The 21,632-nt window shown below is 42.6% G+C and carries 26 protein-coding genes; 10 read left to right on the top strand and 16 right to left on the bottom strand.

Going from position 1 to position 21,632, the window contains the following annotated elements:
- Positions 1-66: 66 nt before the first annotated feature.
- From secA to nrdR, 10 genes are all read right to left on the bottom strand, one after another.
- Positions 67-2,580 (bottom strand): preprotein translocase subunit SecA, encoded by a 2,514-nt coding sequence (gene secA / locus MP387_RS02445; protein WP_001284115.1) that lies wholly within the window; start codon positions 2,578-2,580, stop codon positions 67-69.
- A gap of 115 nt (positions 2,581-2,695) precedes the next feature.
- On the bottom strand, positions 2,696-3,466 hold the full coding sequence (locus MP387_RS02440; protein ID WP_242747450.1) for a DNA alkylation repair protein: 771 nt from the start codon (positions 3,464-3,466) through the stop codon (positions 2,696-2,698).
- Between the two features lie 142 nt (positions 3,467-3,608).
- Positions 3,609-3,899 (bottom strand): hypothetical protein, encoded by a 291-nt coding sequence (locus tag MP387_RS02435; protein ID WP_242747448.1) that lies wholly within the window; start codon positions 3,897-3,899, stop codon positions 3,609-3,611.
- Positions 3,900-4,031: 132 nt separating this feature from the next.
- Positions 4,032-4,628: a LemA family protein gene (locus MP387_RS02430; protein ID WP_000812471.1), complete on the bottom strand. Its 597-nt coding sequence runs from the start codon at positions 4,626-4,628 to the stop codon at positions 4,032-4,034.
- A gap of 160 nt (positions 4,629-4,788) precedes the next feature.
- Complete coding sequence (locus tag MP387_RS02425) at positions 4,789-5,640, bottom strand: TPM domain-containing protein (protein ID WP_242747446.1); 852 nt, start codon at positions 5,638-5,640, stop codon at positions 4,789-4,791.
- A 228-nt stretch (positions 5,641-5,868) separates the two neighbouring features.
- Complete coding sequence (der, locus tag MP387_RS02420; RefSeq protein WP_242747444.1) at positions 5,869-7,179, bottom strand: ribosome biogenesis GTPase Der; 1,311 nt, start codon at positions 7,177-7,179, stop codon at positions 5,869-5,871.
- Positions 7,180-7,192: 13 nt separating this feature from the next.
- Positions 7,193-7,906, bottom strand: coding sequence for an NADPH-dependent oxidoreductase (locus MP387_RS02415; RefSeq protein ID WP_242747442.1), 714 nt, complete (start codon positions 7,904-7,906; stop codon positions 7,193-7,195).
- A complete protein-coding gene (dnaI, locus tag MP387_RS02410) occupies positions 7,903-8,799 on the bottom strand; it encodes a primosomal protein DnaI (RefSeq protein ID WP_000446487.1) in 897 nt (298 codons plus the stop codon). Before dnaI ends, MP387_RS02415 begins: the two co-directional genes overlap by 4 nt.
- A complete protein-coding gene (locus MP387_RS02405) occupies positions 8,800-9,963 on the bottom strand; it encodes a DnaD domain protein (RefSeq protein WP_242747420.1) in 1,164 nt (387 codons plus the stop codon). It abuts the gene before it with no gap.
- Entirely contained in the window at positions 9,964-10,437 is a 474-nt protein-coding gene (nrdR, locus tag MP387_RS02400; protein ID WP_001203676.1) for a transcriptional regulator NrdR, read from the bottom strand.
- 140 nt (positions 10,438-10,577) lie between these two features.
- On the opposite strand from nrdR, the gene MP387_RS02395 reads away from it, so the two are divergent.
- From MP387_RS02395 to MP387_RS02385, 3 genes are read left to right on the top strand one after another with little or no spacing between them, the layout of a single operon-like run.
- Positions 10,578-10,943 (top strand): GntR family transcriptional regulator, encoded by a 366-nt coding sequence (locus MP387_RS02395; RefSeq protein ID WP_242747417.1) that lies wholly within the window; start codon positions 10,578-10,580, stop codon positions 10,941-10,943.
- A gap of 4 nt (positions 10,944-10,947) precedes the next feature.
- Positions 10,948-11,643: an ABC transporter ATP-binding protein gene (locus tag MP387_RS02390; RefSeq protein WP_242747415.1), complete on the top strand. Its 696-nt coding sequence runs from the start codon at positions 10,948-10,950 to the stop codon at positions 11,641-11,643.
- Between the two features lie 15 nt (positions 11,644-11,658).
- Positions 11,659-12,387 carry a hypothetical protein gene (locus MP387_RS02385; RefSeq protein WP_242747413.1) on the top strand — a complete coding sequence of 243 codons (729 nt, stop codon included), beginning with the start codon at positions 11,659-11,661 and terminating at the stop codon, positions 12,385-12,387.
- Positions 12,388-12,418: 31 nt separating this feature from the next.
- On the opposite strand, the gene MP387_RS02380 is transcribed toward MP387_RS02385, so the two are convergent.
- Both MP387_RS02380 and MP387_RS02375 read right to left on the bottom strand, forming a co-directional pair.
- A complete protein-coding gene (locus tag MP387_RS02380; RefSeq protein ID WP_001288935.1) occupies positions 12,419-13,114 on the bottom strand; it encodes an LrgB family protein in 696 nt (231 codons plus the stop codon).
- A complete protein-coding gene (locus tag MP387_RS02375) occupies positions 13,111-13,485 on the bottom strand; it encodes a CidA/LrgA family protein (protein ID WP_000781325.1) in 375 nt (124 codons plus the stop codon). The genes MP387_RS02380 and MP387_RS02375 overlap by 4 nt, the downstream gene beginning before the upstream one ends.
- Positions 13,486-13,681: 196 nt before the next feature.
- On the opposite strand from MP387_RS02375, the gene MP387_RS02370 reads away from it, so the two are divergent.
- From MP387_RS02370 to queF, 7 genes are all read left to right on the top strand, one after another.
- Entirely contained in the window at positions 13,682-14,062 is a 381-nt protein-coding gene (locus MP387_RS02370; protein ID WP_042768552.1) for a MarR family winged helix-turn-helix transcriptional regulator, read from the top strand.
- Between the two features lie 97 nt (positions 14,063-14,159).
- On the top strand, positions 14,160-14,381 hold the full coding sequence (locus MP387_RS02365) for a DUF4649 family protein (protein WP_000570263.1): 222 nt from the start codon (positions 14,160-14,162) through the stop codon (positions 14,379-14,381).
- 15 nt (positions 14,382-14,396) lie between these two features.
- On the top strand, positions 14,397-14,711 hold the full coding sequence (trxA, locus tag MP387_RS02360) for a thioredoxin (RefSeq protein ID WP_001029581.1): 315 nt from the start codon (positions 14,397-14,399) through the stop codon (positions 14,709-14,711).
- A 202-nt stretch (positions 14,712-14,913) separates the two neighbouring features.
- On the top strand, positions 14,914-15,567 hold the full coding sequence (queC, locus tag MP387_RS02355) for a 7-cyano-7-deazaguanine synthase QueC (protein WP_242747410.1): 654 nt from the start codon (positions 14,914-14,916) through the stop codon (positions 15,565-15,567).
- On the top strand, positions 15,567-16,010 hold the full coding sequence (gene queD / locus MP387_RS02350; protein WP_242747408.1) for a 6-carboxytetrahydropterin synthase QueD: 444 nt from the start codon (positions 15,567-15,569) through the stop codon (positions 16,008-16,010). Before queC ends, queD begins: the two co-directional genes overlap by 1 nt.
- Complete coding sequence (gene queE, locus MP387_RS02345) at positions 16,003-16,719, top strand: 7-carboxy-7-deazaguanine synthase QueE (protein ID WP_242747406.1); 717 nt, start codon at positions 16,003-16,005, stop codon at positions 16,717-16,719. The genes queD and queE overlap by 8 nt, the downstream gene beginning before the upstream one ends.
- 17 nt (positions 16,720-16,736) lie before the next feature.
- Entirely contained in the window at positions 16,737-17,228 is a 492-nt protein-coding gene (gene queF / locus MP387_RS02340; protein WP_000082582.1) for a preQ(1) synthase, read from the top strand.
- Positions 17,229-17,390: 162 nt separating this feature from the next.
- Here queF and MP387_RS02335 read toward each other — a convergent pair whose 3' ends face one another.
- From MP387_RS02335 to MP387_RS02320, 4 genes are all read right to left on the bottom strand, one after another.
- A complete protein-coding gene (locus MP387_RS02335) occupies positions 17,391-18,059 on the bottom strand; it encodes an MIP/aquaporin family protein (protein ID WP_242747404.1) in 669 nt (222 codons plus the stop codon).
- Between the two features lie 109 nt (positions 18,060-18,168).
- Positions 18,169-18,960: a DUF2785 domain-containing protein gene (locus MP387_RS02330; protein WP_242747402.1), complete on the bottom strand. Its 792-nt coding sequence runs from the start codon at positions 18,958-18,960 to the stop codon at positions 18,169-18,171.
- A 121-nt stretch (positions 18,961-19,081) separates the two neighbouring features.
- On the bottom strand, positions 19,082-20,878 hold the full coding sequence (gene pepF, locus MP387_RS02325) for an oligoendopeptidase F (protein ID WP_242747400.1): 1,797 nt from the start codon (positions 20,876-20,878) through the stop codon (positions 19,082-19,084).
- 10 nt (positions 20,879-20,888) lie between these two features.
- Positions 20,889-21,632 carry a 16S rRNA (uracil(1498)-N(3))-methyltransferase gene (locus MP387_RS02320; protein WP_242747392.1) on the bottom strand — a complete coding sequence of 248 codons (744 nt, stop codon included), beginning with the start codon at positions 21,630-21,632 and terminating at the stop codon, positions 20,889-20,891.

The raw sequence follows: 21,632 nt of genomic DNA, 5'->3' as shown, positions 1-21,632 counted from the left end.
ATAAAGCAAACGGACACCAAGCAAAAAATGATTTTTACCAGGTATCCGCCTGTATCTTATCTCATATTATTGTCTCTTACCATGACAGTTCTTGAATTTCTTACCTGATCCACATGGGCATTGGTCGTTTCGTCCGATTTGGCTCAAGTCCAAATCTTCTGGAAGGCTTGCCTGCTGCGCTGCGATATTACGAGTCGCAGTTGTACTGATATTGTGTTCAGTTTGCGGACGTTCTTGTTCATGGATTTGTGCTTTCATCATCAAGCGGGTCACATCGAATTCAATCGATCCAATCATGTCGTTAAACATGCGGAAACCTTCTGCTTGATATTCTACAACAGGGTTGTTTTGGGCATATCCACGAAGGCCAACAGCGTTTCGCAACTGGTCAAGGGCATCGATATGGTCAGTCCACTTGTTGTCTACAACACGTAGAATCAAGACTTTTTGGAATTCTTTTACTGCATCTTCGTCACGAAGCTTAGCAACTTGGCTGTCATAGACTTTCAAGGCACGTTGGAAAAGTTCATCTTTGATAGCTTGGTCTGACAAACCTGCAAGGTCTGAACGGCTAATTGAATCTTCTGGAAGCAAGTTATACTTAGCAAAGTTCAAGATTGCTTCCAATTTTTCGTCTTCTTTCGAACGAGCATGTGCATCCACGATACGGCCAATGGTACGACGGATCATAGCATGGATTTCAGGTGCCAAGTCACGATCTGCAGTAATGACATCATAACGTTGTGCATAGATAATCTCACGTTGTTCACGCATAACATCATCGTATTGAAGGACTTGTTTACGAGTATCGTAGTTGTTTCCTTCGACACGTTTTTGAGCTGCTTCAACTTGACGCGTTAACATGCGAGATTCGATGGCTTCGTCAGACATGTTGAGACGTTCAAAGACACCTTTCAAACGTTCTGAACCAAAACGTTTCATCAAATCATCTTCAAGAGACAAGTAGAATTGTGACTCACCTGGGTCTCCTTGACGCCCTGAACGTCCACGAAGCTGATTATCAATACGGCGACTTTCGTGGCGCTCAGTACCAATGACGCAAAGACCACCAAGTTCACGAACCCCTTCACCAAGCTTGATGTCGGTACCACGACCGGCCATGTTGGTTGCGATGGTAACTGCGCCACGTTGACCAGCGTTCATGATGATTTGCGCTTCTCTGTAGTGGTTCTTCGCATTCAAGACTTCGTGAGGAACACCTGCAGCAACCAATTTCTTAGAAAGGAAATCACTCGTTTCAACGGCAACTGTACCTACCAAGACCGGCTGACCTTTTTGGTAACGAGCTTTTACATCTTCAACTACAGCCTTAAATTTCGCATCAAGACTTGCATAGAGAAGGTCTGAGTGGTCGATACGTTGAATTGGACGGTTGGTTGGGATTGGGATAACACGAATGTTGTAGATTTCGCGGAATTCTTCTTCTTCTGTTTTACCAGTACCTGTCATACCTGCCAATTTCTTATACATACGGAAAAGGTTTTGGTAGGTAATAGAAGCTGAAGTCTTGGTCTCGTCTTGGATTGGCACACCTTCTTTTGCTTCAATCGCTTGGTGCAAACCATCAGAGTAACGACGACCTTCCATGGTACGACCTGTAAATTGGTCGACAATCAAGATTTCCTGCTCTTCACTAACCACATAGTCGATATCAAGAATCATGATATAGTTGGCACGGAGGGCATTGTCGATAAAGTGAGTAAGAGCTACATTTTCAATGTCGTAGAGATTTTCTAGTTTGAAGTAGCTTTCAGCCTTGTCAATACCAGAATCTGATAAACCGATTGTCTTAGACTGCACGTCAATGATATAGTCGTCCTTGTCCAAAGACTTCACAAAGTGGTCTGCCATATGGTAGAGTTGGCTTGTTTCAACTGCGTTGGCACCTGAAACGATCAAAGGAGTACGGGCTTCGTCGATCAAAATTGAGTCAACCTCATCGACCAAGGCATAGTTGAGTGGACGTTGCACCATGTTTTCTGCACGAACGACCATGTTGTCACGAAGGTAGTCGAAACCAATCTCTGAGTTGGTTGAGTAGGTAATATCACAAAGGTAAGCCTCTTTTTTCTCCATTGGAGATTTAGCTGCCAAGTTAATCCCTACTGACAGACCGAGCCATGAGTACAATTCACCCATTTCAGTCGCGTCACGTTCTGTTAGGTATTCGTTGACTGTAACTACGTGAACTCCTTTACCTGCAAGGGCATTGAGGTACACTGGCATGGTCGCTGTCAAGGTCTTCCCTTCACCCGTACGCATCTCTGGAACGTCACCATGGTGAAGAACAATCCCACCCATGACCTGAACCTTATAAGGGAAGAGCCCAAGGACACGTTTTGCAGCTTCACGAACTACTGCAAAAGCCTCATATAGCAATGAATCAAGTGATTCACCCTTGTTGTATCGTTCTTTAAATTCGTCAGTTTTCGCTTTTAGTTCTTCGTCTGACATTGCAGCCATTTGGCTCTCATAGTTAAGAACCTTATCAGCCATCTTTTCTAGACGACGAAGTTCTCCTTTATCATTTTCAATAATCGTTTTTAAAATATTAGCCATGATTTTCCTTACTTTTTATTCTGAATATTTTAGAATGTTCTTTTCATTTTAGCATATTTACCATTATTTTTCAAGAAAGAATCCTTAATTTACAACGGAAAAGGCCAGCCAAAATTCAGCTTTTTTTGCATAAATCTTCTGTGGCTACCTTTTTGTTTTTTGTTCGTGATGCATGCTTGATGATCCAAGCACAACTTGGACTCAGCTCCTCCTTTTGCCAAGTTTGAAGAATCCTTTCAAACTTATCAGGGTCTTCCTTGTACAAATCATTTAGATTATTGGCTACACTTTTTTGAATGGACTTGTCTCTATCATCCTTTAGATTGGTCAGAATAGTGGTGAAATCCTCAAAATAATCCAATACCACGGTTTGTCTCTTAGCCCAAGGCAGACGGATACGCATACATTCGCTGGCAAGTCTGCGAACGCGCAAATTTTCATCCCGACTCCATTCTAACAGCAAAGCCATTGTAGCCTTAGGATAGCGAGCCAGCAAAGGTCTCATAGAAAATTCTCCAGTAAATCGCTTGGTTAGTTCCTTACTAAAGGCCGCGCTCAATTCAAATTCCTTGTCCCCATATAGCTCTACATATTTTCCGATTGGCCAAAGCCAATATCCTTCTGAGAACATACCTAAACCACCCTCTAACTCAGGACCCAAAATTTTCTCAAAAACCTTGAGAGAGTCCTGATAAGATAAGGGAAGACATTCTTTGATACTTTTAGCCAAGAGTTCTTGACGCTGGCTAAACTCCAAATTTTCCAAGTCTTTTTCTAACAAGAGCCTAAACTTTTGTCCATCAAAGGCAACGGATGCTTTTTGCAACCGTCGACTCAAATCCATAGCATAAGCCAAGTCATAATAATCTTTTACTTTTTTAGCCATTTTTCAAATCCCTTAATCTTCTTTTACGGGACTTATTATATCATACAGACAGCTGTCAACAAAATTATTTTTATATCTCCAACTATTTTAATAAGAAAGAAAAAAGGACTAGAAGCTAGTCTAGTCCTTTATTTTTTAATGTTTAATTTCCCAAGAATACAGGCAATATACCAAAATACCAAAAGAGATTGAGCCAGAAGGCCAAGCAAAAGATGATGCCAAAGATGAGAAGACTGATTTTTTTAATCAGCACGGAGTATAGGATAGATAAAACGCCAAAAACCACAAAGAGTTTTCTCATAACGAAATAATATACTGCAACTCCTCCTATTTGCCAATCCCAAGGAAGGAAAAACATGAGGAACCAGAGAAGGCAAATCGTAAGAACATATCTCTTGTAGTGCGCTTCAAGAAAGGCTTTTGTTTTCTCCATAGCAAACCTCCATTTGAGTCACTGTCTCTTCCCTTTTATTATACCAAAAAAACCTGGAAAAAACTTTCCAGGTTCGGGTTTAAAATCACTAGTCATACTAGAGAAATTCCTTTATTCATAGGCTGATTCACTTTATTGACTTGATGAAGATGTTCCAAAATCGACCTTAGGAACTGTCTTGGCTTCTTCTGTTTCTTTAAAGGTTTCAGCTTCTTTAAAGTTCATCATATTCGCAAAAAGCACGGTTGGAAAACTTCTCAACTTTTGATTGTACTCAGCTGCAACCTTATTATAGTCCTTGCGTGCTACAAAGATACGATTTTCACTGCCTGAAAGTTCGACCATTAGTTGCTCAACATTTTGATTGCTCTTGAGTTCTGGATAATTCTCCGTCAAGGAAATCAAGCGGGAAAGAGCGGAGCTCAATTCGCCCTGAGCCTTTTGGTTTTCTTCCGATGTCACTGAGCTACTACCGATTTTAGCTCTAGCATCCGCAATCTTGGTAAAGACTTCGGTTTCATGATTCATTTGTCCTTTAACGGACTCCACCAAGTTACCAATCAAGTCCGAACGACGTTGGAGGGCTGTCGAGACATCGGCCTGAGCCTGCTCCACCTTAGTCTGTTCACCAACCAGACCATTATAGGTCGTCACTGCGGAACAACTTCCCAGAATTAGTAGTCCAAAGAAAATCGCCACTATTGAGAGAATTACTTTATTTTGTTTCATATCAAAACCTTAACACTTTCTTTTATTAACTTTTCTGAGAAAATACTCAGATTTTAAATCAATTTCCCAAACTTTGTTTTTATTTTTAATTAAGGAGTGAACTCTTGCAAAGGAGTCACCTTACTGTATGGAGAAATCGGTTTGTGCAATATATGATCACTCACCAGTCATCAGACGAACCACCGCCATCAAAGCCACCGCCGTCCCAGCCTCCAGATGAGTCGGAGCCCGAATCAGACCAAGAGGAACCTGAGTCTGATGAGTCACCGCCCCACCAGCCACTGCCAGAATCATCACCATGTGAACCGCTACCACGACCTCCAGATATAAATCCGATAATCATCACGATGAAGTAAATGAGAATTCCAAATCCGATAACTCCGTCACTCGAACTGCTTTTTCGATGCCGTCTCGAAGAACTGCTCTCACCAGCATACCTTTCAAGTTCCCTTAAGCGACTAGAGTTGGTAGTATAGCCGTAGCTACTTTTAGAACTTGAAGCAGTCGTACTCGATCCACTATAGAACATGTAGTTGAGATTATTGACTATTGAGAGAACACCCTTGTTATAGTCACCATTTTTAAAGTAAGGACGTGCTGTTGTCAAGAACCTGTGAGTCTGATAGTCAGTGATCTTACTGGCCACATTATTACTGGTTTCAATCCGTGATTTTCTATCTTGGACTGCTACCACAATCAAGACACCGTGATTGTCTCCCGAGTAGCCAATCTTCCAAGCCCTAGCTGTTTCATTAGCCACAGTCTCGATTGTTTCTCCATCTAGGCTTTTCACAACGTAAACACCCATCTGGAATTTTTCTGATTTTTTACTATTTACATTATTCAATTCCCGAATCTGACTTATAGTCTCATCCGTTAAATAATGATCCGGGTCATAGATCCCGTACTCAGGTTTTTCAGGTGCTGTGAATGCTGACAAGAAGAGAAAGGCCATCAGCAACCCAAGCAAGCGAACCAACAAACTATGTTTAAATAATCTGCTTTTTTTCATAATAACCTCCCTGATAAAGGAAAATTGATTTAAGGAATTATAGCATTTTGATTTTTACAAAGAAAGTGCATTTTCATTACAAATAGATTACAAAAGATAGGAGAATGATTGAAATTTGATGACAGATTATCCTCCAATTTGGCAGGTTCTTTTCTCCCCTTTTAGTATAGAAAAAAGAAGACTATGAAGTCTTCTTTCAATTTATTCTTATAGGAAAACAAGCAAGGTTTACTTGCGTTTTCTTGCAATCAAGTGAATCGGGGTTCCTTCAAAGACGAAGGCCTTGCGGATTTGATTTTCCAAGAAACGCAAGTAAGAGAAATGCATGAGTTCTTCTTCGTTGACAAAAATGACAAAGGTTGGTGGCTTGGTTGCCACTTGGGTAGCGTAGAAAATCTTGAGGCGTTTTCCTTTGTCTGTCGGTGTTGGATTGATAGCAATGGCATCCATAATGACATCATTCAAGACAGCTGATGGAATCCGTGTGTTTTGACTCTCGCTAATTTGCTTGATCATCTCAGGCAGTTTATGGAGACGTTGCTTGGTGAGAGCGGATACAAAGACAATCGGTGCATAAGGCAGATATTGGAACTGCTCACGGATATCTTCTTCCCATTTTTTCATGGTGTGGTTATCTTTCTCAAGGGTATCCCACTTATTGACCACGATGATCATCCCTTTACCGGCTTCGTGGGCAAAACCTGCAATACGCTTGTCGTACTCACGGATACCTTCTTCGGCATTAAGGACCATCAAGACCACGTCAGAACGATCAATGGCACGCATGGCACGCATGACAGAATATTTCTCCGTATTTTCATAGACTTTACCAGACTTACGCATACCAGCTGTATCAATCATGATGAACTCTTGTCCATCAGCATCTGTAAAATGGGTATCAATGGCATCGCGAGTCGTTCCAGCAACAGGGCTAGCAATCACGCGGTCTTCTCCCAAAATAGCGTTGATCAAGCTTGATTTTCCAACATTAGGACGGCCAATCAAGCTAAATTTAATGACATCTGGATTTTCTTCTTCAACTTCGTGTGGTAGATTTTCCACAATGGCATCCAGCACATCACCCGTACCGATACCGTGGACAGACGAAATTGGCAACGGTTCACCCAATCCTAGCGCATAGAAATCAAAGATATCATTTCGCATTTCTGGGTTGTCAACCTTGTTAACGGCAAGGATAACAGGTTTATGGGTTTTATAGAGTTTGCGAGCTACGTACTCATCTGCATCTGTGATTCCTTCTTTTCCAGACACCACAAAAACGATAACATCCGCTTCTTCCATAGCGATTTCTGCCTGGTGCTTGATTTGTTCCATGAAGGGAGCATCGACATCGTCAATCCCTCCAGTATCAATCATACTAAAAGAACGATTGAGCCACTCACCCGTTGCATAGATACGGTCACGTGTCACGCCCTCGACATCTTCTACGATGGAGATCCGCTCACCAGCGATCCGATTAAATAGGGTTGATTTCCCAACATTGGGACGTCCCACAATGGCAATAGTTGGTAAGGCCATGTTTTCTCACTTTCTACAATAACTTTTTCTGTTCTAGATTCTTCCGAGTTGAACTAGGTTCGGCTTGACCAAACTGCTCAGCCAAACGTTGACTCCAAGAGGTCGTCGCACGCGCACCAGCATAGTCTGCCTGAACTTGATCATAGTCCAAAATCGCCGCTACTGGCTGTTCTTGGTATTCTTCTTCAAAAACCACTTGGTTCAAAGGCAGTCTTGGTTTGACATCGTGTTGTTGATCTGGCACGCCAAGGGCAATCCCAAAAACAGGGTAGGTATAGTCAGGCAGGTTAAAGAGCGCTGCCACTTCTTCCGACTTGTAACGGACCAAACCGATAATCATACCACCATATCCCAGACTCTCAGCCGCAAGCAAGGTATTTTGCCCAGCAAGTGCAGCGTCCACAGACGTGATGAGGAGACCTTCCACTCCTTGAGGTTGGAAAGTTTCTGTATGAAGACTTGCTCCCTTTTCAGCTCGGTTCAAGTCACCGACAAAAAGCAAAAAGGCAGCTGACTGACGAATGGCTTCCTGAGGAACCAGTTCATATAAGGCATTTTTCTTCTCTTGACTGCGCACAAGAATCACAGAGTAGGATTGGAAATTTTTCCAAGATGACGCCATTTGCCCAGCAGTCAAAATCTCTTCCAAGTCTGCTTGAGGAATTTCTTCCTCCTTAAAGCGACGAACTGAAGTATGAGCTTTCATCAGTTTAATGGTTTCTGTCATCGGCGATTTTCTCCTTCTAGTCTCGTTTCCTCAGCCAAATAACGGATTCGCTCCATAACCCGTCTAGCTTCCCAAGTCTCGTCATTTCCATTCTTTCCTTTGGCAAAATGTTTTTCCAAATCTTGGAAATTAAAGTTGGAAGTAAAGAAGGTCGGCAAATCTTCCTGCATGCGGTACTGAAGAATGACTTGAAGAATCTCATCACGCACCCAAGGTGTCGACTGCTCTGCACCAATATCATCCAAGACCAGGACTTCTGCTAACTTGATGTCATCCACCAAGGTCTTCACTGATCCTTCACCAATGGCATTTTTCACATCAATGACAAAGCTTGGATAGTGGAGAATCGTCGTTGATGCCCCACGTTTTTCAGATAGGTCATGAGCTAAGGCTGCCATCATGAAACTCTTTCCAACACCAAAATCTCCGTAAAGATAGAGGCCTTTTCGGATACTTGGGTAAAGGTCAACAAAGGAATAGAGTCTCTCAAAAATCGGCAAGCGTCCTAGATCATCCAGGTCAATCTGAGCCAATTTCGCTTTCTTGAGACTTGCTGGTAGATTGATCAACTTAAGACGATTCTTAATTGCAGCCTCTTTTTCTGCTGCGATTAGTTCTGGTGTTTCTTCATAAGACACATCCGCATAGCCGTGATTCATAACCAAGATAGGCTTGTAGCCACGCGCTATATAGTCCGCATCCCCACGAAGAAACTTATCCCGTTCTGTGATATATTGGTTGAACTTGGAGATGCTACGATTCAACTCCTCTGGGCTGAGGGATTCTTTCTGGATAAAAGCCGCTACATCGGGGTCCTTCATGATCTGCTGGACCAAGTCCTGATACTGAAAACGACTTGTCTGACGTTTGATTACATCACCAACGCTTTCCATCTAGTCTCCTCCTTCTTCTAATCGGGCTAACATTTCTTGTTTTTTGCGTTCTAGTTCCAGACGAGTTTCCTCACTGGTTTGATTTTTATATTCTGGATTACTCCACTTGGGAACATTGCTCTTAGTCGAGCTCGTTTTCGATTTTTGGTCTTCTTGGCCTTTTTGCTGACGTTCTCGAACCCGAAGCACAGCTTCTTCTGCTGTTCGAATTTTTTGATAAGCATAGTCATTTGCGACCTTCATGGCATATTTTTCATTGACATTTGCCGAATCAACCTTGTTAAAGGTTAGAAGCAAGATGATATTGATGACTTCATCCAACAAGCCTAAAGACGCCATCTGGTGAAGGAGTTCTCTTTCACTTTGGGTGATGTTCCCCTTGCGCGTTTGCTTGATTTCCGCTAAAAATTGTAGGGGAGTTTTATTTTTGGCTTCCCTGATAATGGTCATTTCTTTGGAGCTAAAGTCAGAAGATGCTGGTTTTTGTGCTATCTTTTCACGCATGCGTTTGACTGAAATAACCTGAGCCACCGCTGTCGCCTTAGCTAATTGATAGGTTTCAAACCAGGTCCATTTTTTTTCGTCTGCGATGGCAAACAATTCCAAAACATCTGCCTGCTCATTTTCAAAACGCAAGCCATCTCGAGCCATCAGGCGCTGGAAATGTTCCAAGTCAAAATCATTTTTTAACTTGCTTTTAGACTCACTTGGTGTCACTTCTTCAGTCAGGGTTGGAAAGACTTGGCTCAAAGAAACAGAGAGTGCTTCTCCCTCACTTGGAGCCTGCTTCATGGAAGCGACTGCAGTATCCCCAATCTTTTTCTCTAATAATCTGCTATAGACAGAATGACTTAAAAAATCCTGACTGGAGAGGGGAGAATGAAGCTGTAATTCATAAGTTTCTCCCCTTTGATAAAGGGTCAACAGATCTAAGGCAGATAAGACTTTGAAGGATTGGAGCAAGGTCGGCATACCAAAGTTTAAGTGGTTGAGAATATTGGAAAAGAGGTGTTCCTTTTGTCCACCATCCCAAAAGGTAATGGCATATAGATAGAGGCTCAGCGCCTCCTGACCGATAATCGGGAGGTAGCACTGCACCAGAGAAGAGGTATCTTGCGACACCCGATTATTCTTTAGAAAAGAAAAACGGTCATTTGGTTTCATCTATTTTTCCTTTTTCTTTTTAGAGGACTGGGTGATCTGCTGGAGCAGGCTCTCCAACTCACTCACATCCTTAAAGCTACGGTAAACACTGGCAAAACGAACATAGGTAATCTCATCAAGCTCTGCCAATTCTTCCATGACTAAGGACCCAATGTATTCGCTTTGGATCTCATTCTCACTGCGACTACGGAGTTTTTGCTCGATGCGATTGACCACCATGCCGATTTCATCACTTGAAACAGGGCGTTTCTGGGCTGAGCGGATAATCCCATTAAAGATTTTATCTCTCGAAAACTGCTCTCGTGTACCGTCTTTTTTGACAACGACCAGCGTTCTTTCTTCTACTCGTTCATAGGTTGTAAAACGATGCTGGCACTCGTCGCACTCACGTCTTCGGCGGATGGTATTTCCTTCTTCAGCTTGTCGACTATCAACAACACTAGACTTGGTAGCCCCACATTTTGGACAACGCATGCATTTCCCTCCTTGTCGTTTTCTTTTCATTATACCATTTTTTGAGCAATTCCCAAAACAATTCTTATTTTTACTTGACAAGTTTTTTGTTTTATTGTATTATTTAATTAGAACAATAAAGACAAAGAAAGGAGACTATGATGTCCTGGTCATTTGATAATACAAAACCGATTTATTTACAGATTATGGAAAAAATCAAATTACAGATTGTTTCTCATGAACTGGAACCCAACCAACAGCTCCCTACCGTGAGAGATTTGGCGAGCGAAGCTGGGGTCAATCCTAATACCATTCAGCGCGCCTTGTCTGACCTCGAACGTGAAGGATTTGTATACAGTAAGCGGACAACTGGTCGTTTTGTCACCGAGGATTTGGACCTCATCCTTCAGTCCCGCAAACAACTTTCCGAGGAGCAACTGCAACAATTCGTCTCTTGCATGCTCCGATTTGGCTACAAAAAAGAAGAACTGCCAAATGTATTAAGCGACTATATTAAAGGAGTTTAAGACTATGACACTACTAGCACTTGAAAATGTAACAAAATCATATGGAGCAACTGCAGCACTTGACAATATCTCACTAGAGATCTCAGCCGGAAAGATTGTCGGGCTCCTTGGACCAAACGGATCCGGAAAAACAACCTTGATCAAACTGATCAATGGTCTCCTTCAACCAAATAAAGGACGTGTCTTCATTAACGGACAGGATCCAAGTCCTGCCACCAAGGCAATCGTCTCCTACCTACCAGATACAACCTACCTCAATGAAGAGATGAAAGTTAAGGATGCTCTAACCTATTTTAAAACCTTCTATCAGGATTTCAATCTCGAAAGAGCCCAACACCTTTTAGCCGATCTCGGTATTGATGAAAACAGTCGCCTCAAGAAACTATCAAAAGGAAACAAGGAAAAGGTCCAACTCATCTTGGTTATGAGCCGTGAAGCCCGCCTCTACGTTCTGGACGAACCAATCGGAGGCGTGGATCCAGCTGCCCGTGATTATATCCTCAATACCATCATCAATAACTACTCACCAACTTCTACGGTGCTGATTTCAACCCACTTGATTTCAGATATTGAGCCAATCTTGGATGAGATCATCTTCCTCAAAGACGGGAAAGTCGTCCGCCAAGGAAATGTTGATGATATTCGTTACGAGTCAGGTGAATCAATTGACCAGCTCTTCCGCCAGGAATTTAAAGCCTAAGCAAAGGAGATTATTATGTTTTGGAATCTAGTTCGTTATGAATTTAAAAATGTCAATAAATGGTATCTGGCACTCTACGGTGCTGTGCTTGCAATTTCAGTTTTGATTGGAGCTTTTATTAGCAGCCTTAGCCAGAGTTACAATCCTAACAATGCTGCTTATTTCATCTTCTTTTTAGTACTAGTCTTTGGAGGACTCAGCGTCACTCTTTGGATTGCAACAATCTTTTTAATCATCCGAAGATTCAAGGGTAGTGTTTATGACCGCCAAGGGTACTTGACCTTGACCTTGCCTGTCTCCGAGCACCAAATCATCACCGCAAAACTTTTAGGTGGTCTTGTCTGGTCCATCTTAAGCTATATCGTCTTTATCTTGAGTATATTGATTATCATCTTCTTAACACCAATAGAAAAAGACTTCACTGCCCTCTACAACTTCATTTCCCCTTATCTCAGCTACGGCTGGCTTTATGCCCTATCACTATTTGTCGGATCAATCGCATGGATTCTATCCATTTACCTCTCCATCTCTATCGGACAACTCTTTAACGAATATCGAACAGCTATGGGAATTTTAGCCTATATCGTCATTGCCATCGTCATTGGTTATGTTTCTCTCTTCTTCAGAATTGAAAATGACTTTAACGTGATGGCTAGTACAGAAATCTTGCGCAATCTCTTTTTATCAGCTATCTACTATCTCGGAACCTACTACATCTTGAAAAACAAGGTTAATTTGCAATAAAAAATACCCAGCTAGGAAGCTGGGTTTTTCTTTAACTCAAGATCAAGCTAGCTACGATGGGACTAACAAATACGTAGAGAATGCCGGTGACTCCGATAGCCAAGCCACCCATGGCTCCTGCTACCGAGCCGTATCGAAAGGCTGTTCCCGTTCCGACAGCGTGGCCTGTTCCTCCAAGGGAAAGCCCGACTGCTACCGGATCATCAATTTTCAACCACTTCAAAAGGGTTGGTCCAATCACACTGGTCAAAATCCCAGTGGCCACTACGACGACCAAGGTCACAGTCGTCAAACCCTGCAATTTTTCTGTGATTCCCACTGCCATGGCGGTTGTCACTGACTTAGGAAAGAGAGAAATGGCTAGGAAAAAGTCCATACCAAATATTTTCGCTACTATGGCAGTGAAGCTAGTATTGACAACTACTGCTAGCAGACTACCAAAGAGAATACTGCGAGCATGGTGCTTCATCAAATGAAAACTCTTATAAAGCGGAATCCCTAGAGCCACGGTCGATGGAACAATCAAGTTGTTCAGATAAACACCACCTTGGTAATAATCTTGATAAGAAATACCCGTCGCCTTAAGGAAAATAATGATAAAAATAGCTGACAAAAGCAGGGGCGTTGTCAATGGATGGGGAAAACGTCTGTAAATCAGCATTCCCACTAGATAAGCTAGGATAGATAATGCAATCCCAAACAGGGGATTGGATACAAATTCGCTCATTTAGCATCTCCTTTCTCATAATCTCCCTCAAATCGTCTCTTGATAAACTGAACCACTAGGGCAATAAGAATAATGTTGATGACAGCCGCAAAAAAGACAATCAAGACGATAGGCAAAAGATAAGGAGCAATCACATCAAACTTTTCCATGATACCCACTGCTGGTGGCAAAAAGAGAATGGTCATATTGGCCAGCAAGAAATTCCCGACCATATTGACATGTCTGGTCCTTAGCCACTTGAACTGTAAGGCTAGAAAGAGAATAATCAAACCGATAATACTGCCTGGGATGGGCAGATGAAAGAAACTGGAGATTCCCTCTCCGATAAGAGAAATCACAAAGAGAATCATTAATTGAACATATAATTTCATCCTAAACTCCACGAAATAGACTTCTTGCATACCAGTTTACTCTTTTTTCAGAAAATTTCAAGGAAATATTGCAATTCTTCTCTCTTGCAAGGATTAGTTAAAAGTAGTATAATCATTGCATGCGCAATCATCTTGTGTTGCAAAGACAATCAGTAATGACTTTGTGATTTTTACTTTGAAAAGAAAGGAGAAAGCAATGACCTATTTAGAAAAGTGGTTTGACTACAACCGCCGTCAAAAGGAAATGGAAGCCTTGTTGGAAGAAACTATTGCCCAGCAGAGTGAACAAAGGTTGACCTTGAAAGAGTTTTACCTACTCTACTATCTGGACCTAGCTGATGAAAAATCTTTACGGCAGATTGATTTACCTGATAAACTCCATCTCAGTCCAAGCGCAGTTTCTCGAATGGTGGCTCGCCTGGAAGAGAAAAACTGTGGTTTGCTTAGTCGCCGGTGTTGCGATCAGGATAGACGGGCTAGTTTTATCTGCCTGACTGACGAGGGACAGACAACTCTAGCTTACCTGCAAAAGGCTGTCGAGGAAAGACTGGAGACGAGTCTTGATTTCATTTCATAATCAGATTTTCTAAAAAAGTTGCGTGCGCAATCATTTTTCTTGACATTCCTCTTTCCAAGGAGTACAATAAAGTCAAGATCGAACAAAGGAGTTTTATATGATCGAAATTACTTATCTAGACGCCAGCAAGCAAGAGAGAACCATGACTTTCGAGTCTTACCAAGACTTTGAACGTTCTCAACATGCCTGCCTCATCGGCGTTGCTGATTACTATACTGTCCAAAAATTAACCTACAATGGTCATGATTTGGACTACCATGGGACTTATGGAGATGTCTTCTTCTATCTCATGAAACAAGATTTAAGCCAATATAACTAAAAAAGGAGAAATACAATGGCAAAAGCAATTACAGATGCAACATTCGAACAAGAAACAAAAGACGGTTTGGTCTTGGTAGACTTCTGGGCAACTTGGTGTGGTCCATGTCGTATGCAAGGTCCAATCTTGGATAAATTGTCTGAAGAACTTTCAGAAGATGTCTTGAAAATCGTTAAAATGGACGTTGATGAAAATCCAAACACAGCTCGTGCCTTTGGAATCATGTCTATCCCAACCCTTCTCTTCAAAAAAGACGGCCAAGTGGTGAAACAAGTTGCTGGAGTACACACAGCAGAACAAATCAAGGCCATCGTTGCTGAATTGAGCTAATCACACGAGAGACCAAGTGCTTCATTTGGTCTCTTTTTTCTTGCCCTTTGCCATTTTTCAAAAAATATGCTAGACTGTAGGTAGAATATTACGATGTTTGGGACATGCCATCGCTAAAAAAAACCTCTATTTGGTATTTTTTAGCTCCCCTCAAGGGAGCTTTTTGCGTGCTCTGAACATTTCCCATTTTGGAAGGAGTACTATGAAACGTCAATCAGCCTTGGTCGTCTTTAGTGGCGGTCAAGATTCCACAACCTGCCTCTTTTGGGCTAAAGAACACTATGAAACAGTCGAAGCTGTCACCTTTGCCTATGGCCAACGCCATCATCTCGAAATTCAAGTTGCTGAAGAAATCGCTAAGGAACAGGGTATTCGTCATCACATCCTCGATATGTCTCTGCTGGGGCAAATCACTGAAAATGCCTTAACCTCTAATTTGGAGATTGAGCAAAAAGAGGGAGAGGTTCCCAATACCTTTGTTGACGGCCGCAACCACCTCTTTCTATCCTTTGCAGCAGTTCTTGCCAAGCAACGTGGGATTAAAGATATCGTGACAGGTGTCTGCGAGACAGACTTCTCAGGCTACCCTGACTGCCGGGATGTCTTTGTCAAATCTCTCAATGTTACTCTCAACCTTGCCATGGATTACGACTTCGTTATCCAAACGCCTCTCATGTGGCTAGACAAGGCTGAAACTTGGGAATTAGCCGACCAACTCGGTGCCTTTGACTATGTTCGCGAAAAGACCTTGACCTGCTACAATGGGATTATCGGAAGTGGCTGTGGAGATTGCCCAGCCTGCCACCTACGCCAGCATGGTTTAGATGTTTATCTCTCACAGAAAGGAGAGGGCTAATGTTTTTTGCACCCAAAGAAATCAAACAGGAAACTGGGGAGTCTCTTGTCTACAATCCTCACAGAACCTTGGTATCAAAAGAGTTTACTTTCGACGCTGCCCACCACCTCTTTCACTATGAAGGAAAATGCAAGTCCTTGCACGGACATACCTATCATCTGCAAATTGCTGTCAGTGGATTTTTAGATGACCGTGGCATGACCTACGATTTTGGAGGCATCAAAGCTATCTACAAGGACTACTTGGAGCCCCATTTGGATCATCGCTATCTCAATGAAACCCTGCCTTATATGAACACGACTGCTGAAAACATGGTTTACTGGATTTTCCAAACCATGAGTCAAGAGTTGCCCGACGAACGCGGTCTCCGTATGGAATACGTTCGCCTCTATGAGACTCCGACTGCCTTTGCGGAGTTTAGACGGGAGTGGTTAGATGACTAGGGAACGTGTCCTCAAACTACCAGTTCTGGAAATTTTTGGCCCAACCTTTCAAGGTGAAGGCCGTGCTATTGGGCAGAAAACCATGTTTGTCCGCACTGCTGGTTGCGACTACCATTGCGACTGGTGCGACTCTGCCTTTACTTGGGATGGTTCTGAAAAGCCAACTCGCATGACCGCTGATGAAGTCATTGCTGCCTTAGATAAGCTAGGAAGCTACGACTACGTTACCCTGTCTGGGGGAAATCCTGCTATCCTAGCAGCCAACATGGCTCAACTCGTCACCAAGCTCAAGGAACGTGGTGTCACTCTGGCAGTTGAGACCCAAGGCTCCCGCTGGCAAAATTGGTTAAAAGATATCGATCAGGTCACTCTGAGTCCCAAGCCTCCTTCATCCAAGATGGAAGTCAACTTCGAGACCTTGGACTTTATCGTTTCCCAACTAGATCCAGACAAGGTCACCTTTAAAATCCCTGTCTTTGACGATGCCGATTTGGCCTTTGCTAAAGGGATTCAAGAACGCTACCAACCAGATGTCCTCTTCTTATCAGCAGGAAATCCTGAGCCCAAGGTTACAGGCAATATTGTCCAAGATCAACTGGACCGCCTCAAAGAACTCTGGGAACGCGTCGCTGCTGACGATAGCTGGGGCAATGTCCGCGTCCTTCCTCAACTCCATACCCTCCTCTACGACAACCAACGTGGTGTTTAAATTAGAAAGAAAAAATCATGTCACAACAAGAAGAAATGAAAAACCTTAGCCTCCTCGGCAACAAAGAAACCAACTACATTTTTGACTATCAACCAGAAGTCCTCGAATCTTTTGACAATCGTCATGTGGAAAATGACTATTTCATCAAATTCAACTGTCCTGAATTTACCTCGCTGTGCCCTATCACTGCTCAACCAGACTTTGCGACCATTTATATTTCCTACATTCCTGACAAGCTCTGTGTCGAGTCAAAATCCCTCAAACTCTACCTCTTTAGCTATCGAAACCATGGGGATTTTCACGAAAACTGTATCAACACTATCGGGAAAGATTTGGTCAATCTACTAGACCCTCGCTATTTGGAGGTATGGGGAAAATTCACTCCACGCGGTGGCATCTCAATCGACCCTTACTACAACTACGGTAGACCTGGAACTAAGTATGAAGGCTTAGCAGAACAACGCCTCTTCCAACACGACCTTTATCCAGAGAAAATTGACAACCGCTAAACTCATACTCAATGAAAATCAAAGAGCAAACTAGGAAGCTAGCCGCAGGCTATACTTGAGTACGGCAAGGTGAAGCTGACGTGGTTTGAAGAGATTTTCGAAGAGTATCATACGAAAAAGCCCTGTTCCTCAAGCTGAGGAGCAAGGCTTTTTGAGTTTCAATTATTCTTCTGTTCCAAGGAAGTTTTTCGCAACAAGAGCTGCAAGAACACCACCAACGATTGGGGCAAGGATGAAAATCCATACTTGTTGAAGGGCTGCGCCACCGACCAAGACAGCTGGTGCCAAGCTACGAGCTGGGTTAACTGAAAGTCCAGTAATGTTCAATCCAACAAGGATCATCGCCATCAAGGACAAGCCGATTATCAAACCAGCGATTGCGCCATTGCCCTTGCTTGCTGATGTTACCGTCATGATAACCAAGACAAACAAGAAAGTTGCGATAACTTCAAACAAGAAACCTCCAAAGACTGTGACACCGTTTGCCAAGGCGTTTTCACCAAGGCTAGCAGTTGACATGCCTGAGTTAGACAAGAGGAAGAATACTGCAGCTGATGCAAAGAAAGCTCCAACTACTTGTCCAAGGATGTAGTTTACAAGTTCTGAAGATGACAAACGTTTGTTTACAAACATAGCGATCGAAACGGCTGGGTTCAAGTGAGCACCTGAAACAGTTCCGATTGAGTAAGCTGCGACTACGATTGCCAAACCAAAGGCAAAAGCAATTCCAAGGTGTCCAAGGCCATTAAGACCATTTCCAAAAACAACAGCTCCTGTTCCAATGAACACAAGCATAAATGTACCGATTAATTCAGCAACAAATTTTTTCATGATAAATCTCCTTTTTTCAAACTATGTATTAGTCTATCAAAAGAAGGAAAGGGTTTCAAGAAAATTGACTGGAAAGTTCTTTGAAAATCATGAAACGACTCGCTTATCCTTAGTACTGAAAAGATTGAATGGCTTCTTTCAAGGCATCTTGTAAACTATTTTTCTGGTCAAGTTGGATATAGACTTCCAACAGACAGGATCTGAAGTTGGAAAATTTATAAAAATCTTCCTTCTCTTCTATCGGAAAGTCAATAGTTTTTATCCAAGAAGCTACTTGTTCTTGCCCTAATTTCCCTTGCAAAATGGGTTCATAAAGTACTCTCGCTAACCGCCAATCCTCATCATTTGTAAAACGAATGGTAATTCTTTTAAATAGTTGACCCAGTACATCAAATACTTCATAATCTCTATTTTTAGGAAAGTCTGGATGACAAACGACTTCAGTCAAGAGATCCGCTCCATGCGCAAAAGCGTGAACCCAACCATACTGACTTGAAAAACCTGTCGTATCCTTTTCTTTTTTAAGATAATACAAACCTTGATTTAAAAGGACATTGCGAATTTCTCCTTTTAATCCCTGATAAAAAACTGATTGCTGGTTGGCATCTGCAGACAAAAGATTAGCATAAATAAGTGCGCTAAAAGAACGTTTAAAAGCCGAAACTCCTCTACTATCAATCTCTTTGTATAGACCTTCATCAGAGGAGACCTCTTCTGAGATAAACTGAAACTGTTCAAGGGAAAACAGTTCTTCTTGAATCCCTCTAGCCAAACTCGTAAAAACAAGTTCGTCTCGAATTTCTGGAGAGGGATCTCCTAAATGATCAAGCAACCACTGAATTTCTTCTCGACTATAGCTTGGTTTTTCTTCTGTCACTTTTCTTTGTAATTCTTCATACATCTCAAGTACCTCTACATTTCTAGTAACTTATCAAAAAGTCATCCGAAGATGACTTTCTGTTCATTAAACTTCGAATTCAGTACGTACTCTATAGTAGGTTTAATTCTGACATCCTGTTTCTTTACTCCCCCAACTCAGCACTGTAGGCAATAATCTGGTCAACTGTGTCTGACAAAAATTGGATGGTATCACGGAGTGGTTTGTCTGTTGAGATATCCGCTCCGATAATCATGGCTGACTCAAGCGGTGTCTTACTACCACCTGATTTAAGGAGATTGAGCCAGTCTCTAGCCCCATTCTCAGAGTTTTTCAGATGGAGATAACCTGCTGTCGAGATGACAAGACCAGCAGAGTAGGTGTAGCTATACAAGCCCATGTAATAGTGAGCTTGTCGCATCCAAGTCAAGGCCGCATCGTCGTCAATTTCAATAGCATCTCCCCAGAAATCTGTCAAAACTTCCTTCATAATGCTGTTGAGCTTGCTTGCTCCAAAGGTCTCCCCTTCCTCAATCAATGTATATACCTTACGCTGGAAGGCTGCTTCCAAGAGGTGGGTGATGAAATTATGGAAGTAGGTGTCTGTCAAGCGGTGGGCAAGAGCAAAGCGTTTTTGACGCGGATCGTCAGACTGGTGCTCCAAGTAATCACTTAAAAGCAATTCATTGAAGGTTGATGGAGCTTCAACGTAGTAGGGCGACATGTGGGCATTGAAGTAGCTTTGGTGATTGTCTGAAAAGATAAATTGACCAGAATGCCCAATTTCATGAATCAAGGTATAGACATCACTCAAACGACCAGTCCAGCTCATGAGGACATAAGGGTGCACGCGATATGGATCCGCCGCATACCCACCAGAATCCTTGCCACTATTAGCAGCGAAGTCCACCCAGCGTTCTTCTTGATAGCGCGCAACTTCCTGACAATATTCTTGTCCCAAAGGTTCTACTGACTTCATGACCAAATCATAGGCGTCATCAATAGTCACTTCAGGATTAAGAGCACTATCCAAGTCCAATTTCCAGTCTGCAAAGGTCATCTTTTCAAGACCATTGATCTTGGCAACATGCTTGAGGTACCTCTGAGCAACTGGCGCAAATTCTTGCATGATGAGGTCAATCTGGCGGTCAAACATGGCACGGTCAACTTCTTGTTCAGCCAAAAGATAGTCGAATACTGAGTCATAACCTTTCATATCAGCCAACAGTTTTTCAGACTTGACTTGGGCTAAATAGGCTGCCGCAGCTGTATTTTGGTGCTTACGAAGTCCTTCTGAGAAAGAACGGAAGGATTTTTCACGAACCTCAGCGTCCTCGTGGTTTTGGTAGAAATTTTCATAGGTCACAAAGCTGTTTTTGTAGGTCTTGCCATGGGCTTCAAAGTCAGCCATTTCAAAGTCCCCAGCTCGCATCTTAGTATAAATGTCCTGTGGACTGTAGAAAACTTCACCCAGATTTGTCAAAGCCTTCTCCACATCCGCCCCTAGATAGTGGGCTTTTTTGATTTTGGCCTGACGAATGGCTGCCGTTAAATGTGGCAATTCACCCAAACTGTCCAAGACCTCCTCATCTGCAGCAACCAAAGCATCGTCAAAGAAGGTCAAGGCTACGCTGGCATCTGTTTCAAATTCCATCCCAGCTTGGGCAATGTTGGCAAATTCTTCATTGCTATAGTCTGTCGTCTGAGGCATAAAGGCATAATTGCCGATATGACTCATCTGGATATAGATTTGTTCCAATTCTGCAAAAGCCTTCTCGAAATCTTCAAAAGTGTGAAGATTGCCCTTGTAGTCACGGCTAAATTGGTTGATGTCTTCGCGCGTTTTCTCGATTGCACGCAAGAAATCCTCACGGTCCTGGTATAGGGCAGTTAAGTCCCAAAGTTCCTTTTCGGGAAATTCTGATCGGTGTTTTTGTTCCATTTTCTTCCTCTTATTTTTCTAATTCTACTAAAACACTAAGGGCTGATAAGGCATAAAGCGGGGCTGTTTCCGCTCGAAGAATCCTTGGACCAAGTCCTGCAAGAACAGCTCCTTTGGCTTCAAAACTTTCAATTTCGGCAGGTGAAAGACCGCCTTCTGGGCCAAAGATAAAGAGCAATTTGGCTCCTTTTTCAAGACCAGTGACTGCTTGTAAGAGCGCAGCAGCTTCTCCCTCTTTTGCTGATTCTTCATAAGCCACCACAATTGAGTCAAACTGGTCAAACTGAGCTAGAAAATCTGCTTTTTTCTCAAAAAGTTTGATACTTGGAACGATATTACGCTTGCTTTGTTCTGCCGCTCCAAGGGCGATTTTTTCTAGTTTTTCAACCTTTTTGCCTAGTTTCTTGCCGTCCCATTTGGCGACCGACCAGTCGGCAGGAAATGCCCAGATCTGGCTGGCACCTAGCTCTGTCACTTTTTGAGTGATGAACTCCAGCTTGTCTCCCTTGGGAAATCCTGATGCGATGGTTACTTGAACGGGCAATTCCATATTGTCAGCTAATTCTTCAACCAATTCAAACTGACGATTTTCCACATCCAGCACGCGCGCCAAGCGCTTGATACCATCATCAAAGACCAAGGTCACCTCATCATCTTCTTTCAAGCGCATGACCTGAAACATATGCTTGCTGGTTTCCTTGTCCTCAATAGTGACAGGAGAGACTGCACTGCCCTTGATAAAATACTGTTGCAT

It is taken from the genome of Streptococcus oralis, assembly GCF_022749195.1.
Classification (GTDB): domain Bacteria; phylum Bacillota; class Bacilli; order Lactobacillales; family Streptococcaceae; genus Streptococcus; species Streptococcus oralis_CI.
The sequence above is the reverse complement of the archived record's forward strand: the minus strand, read 5'-3'. Positions and strand labels throughout refer to the sequence as shown.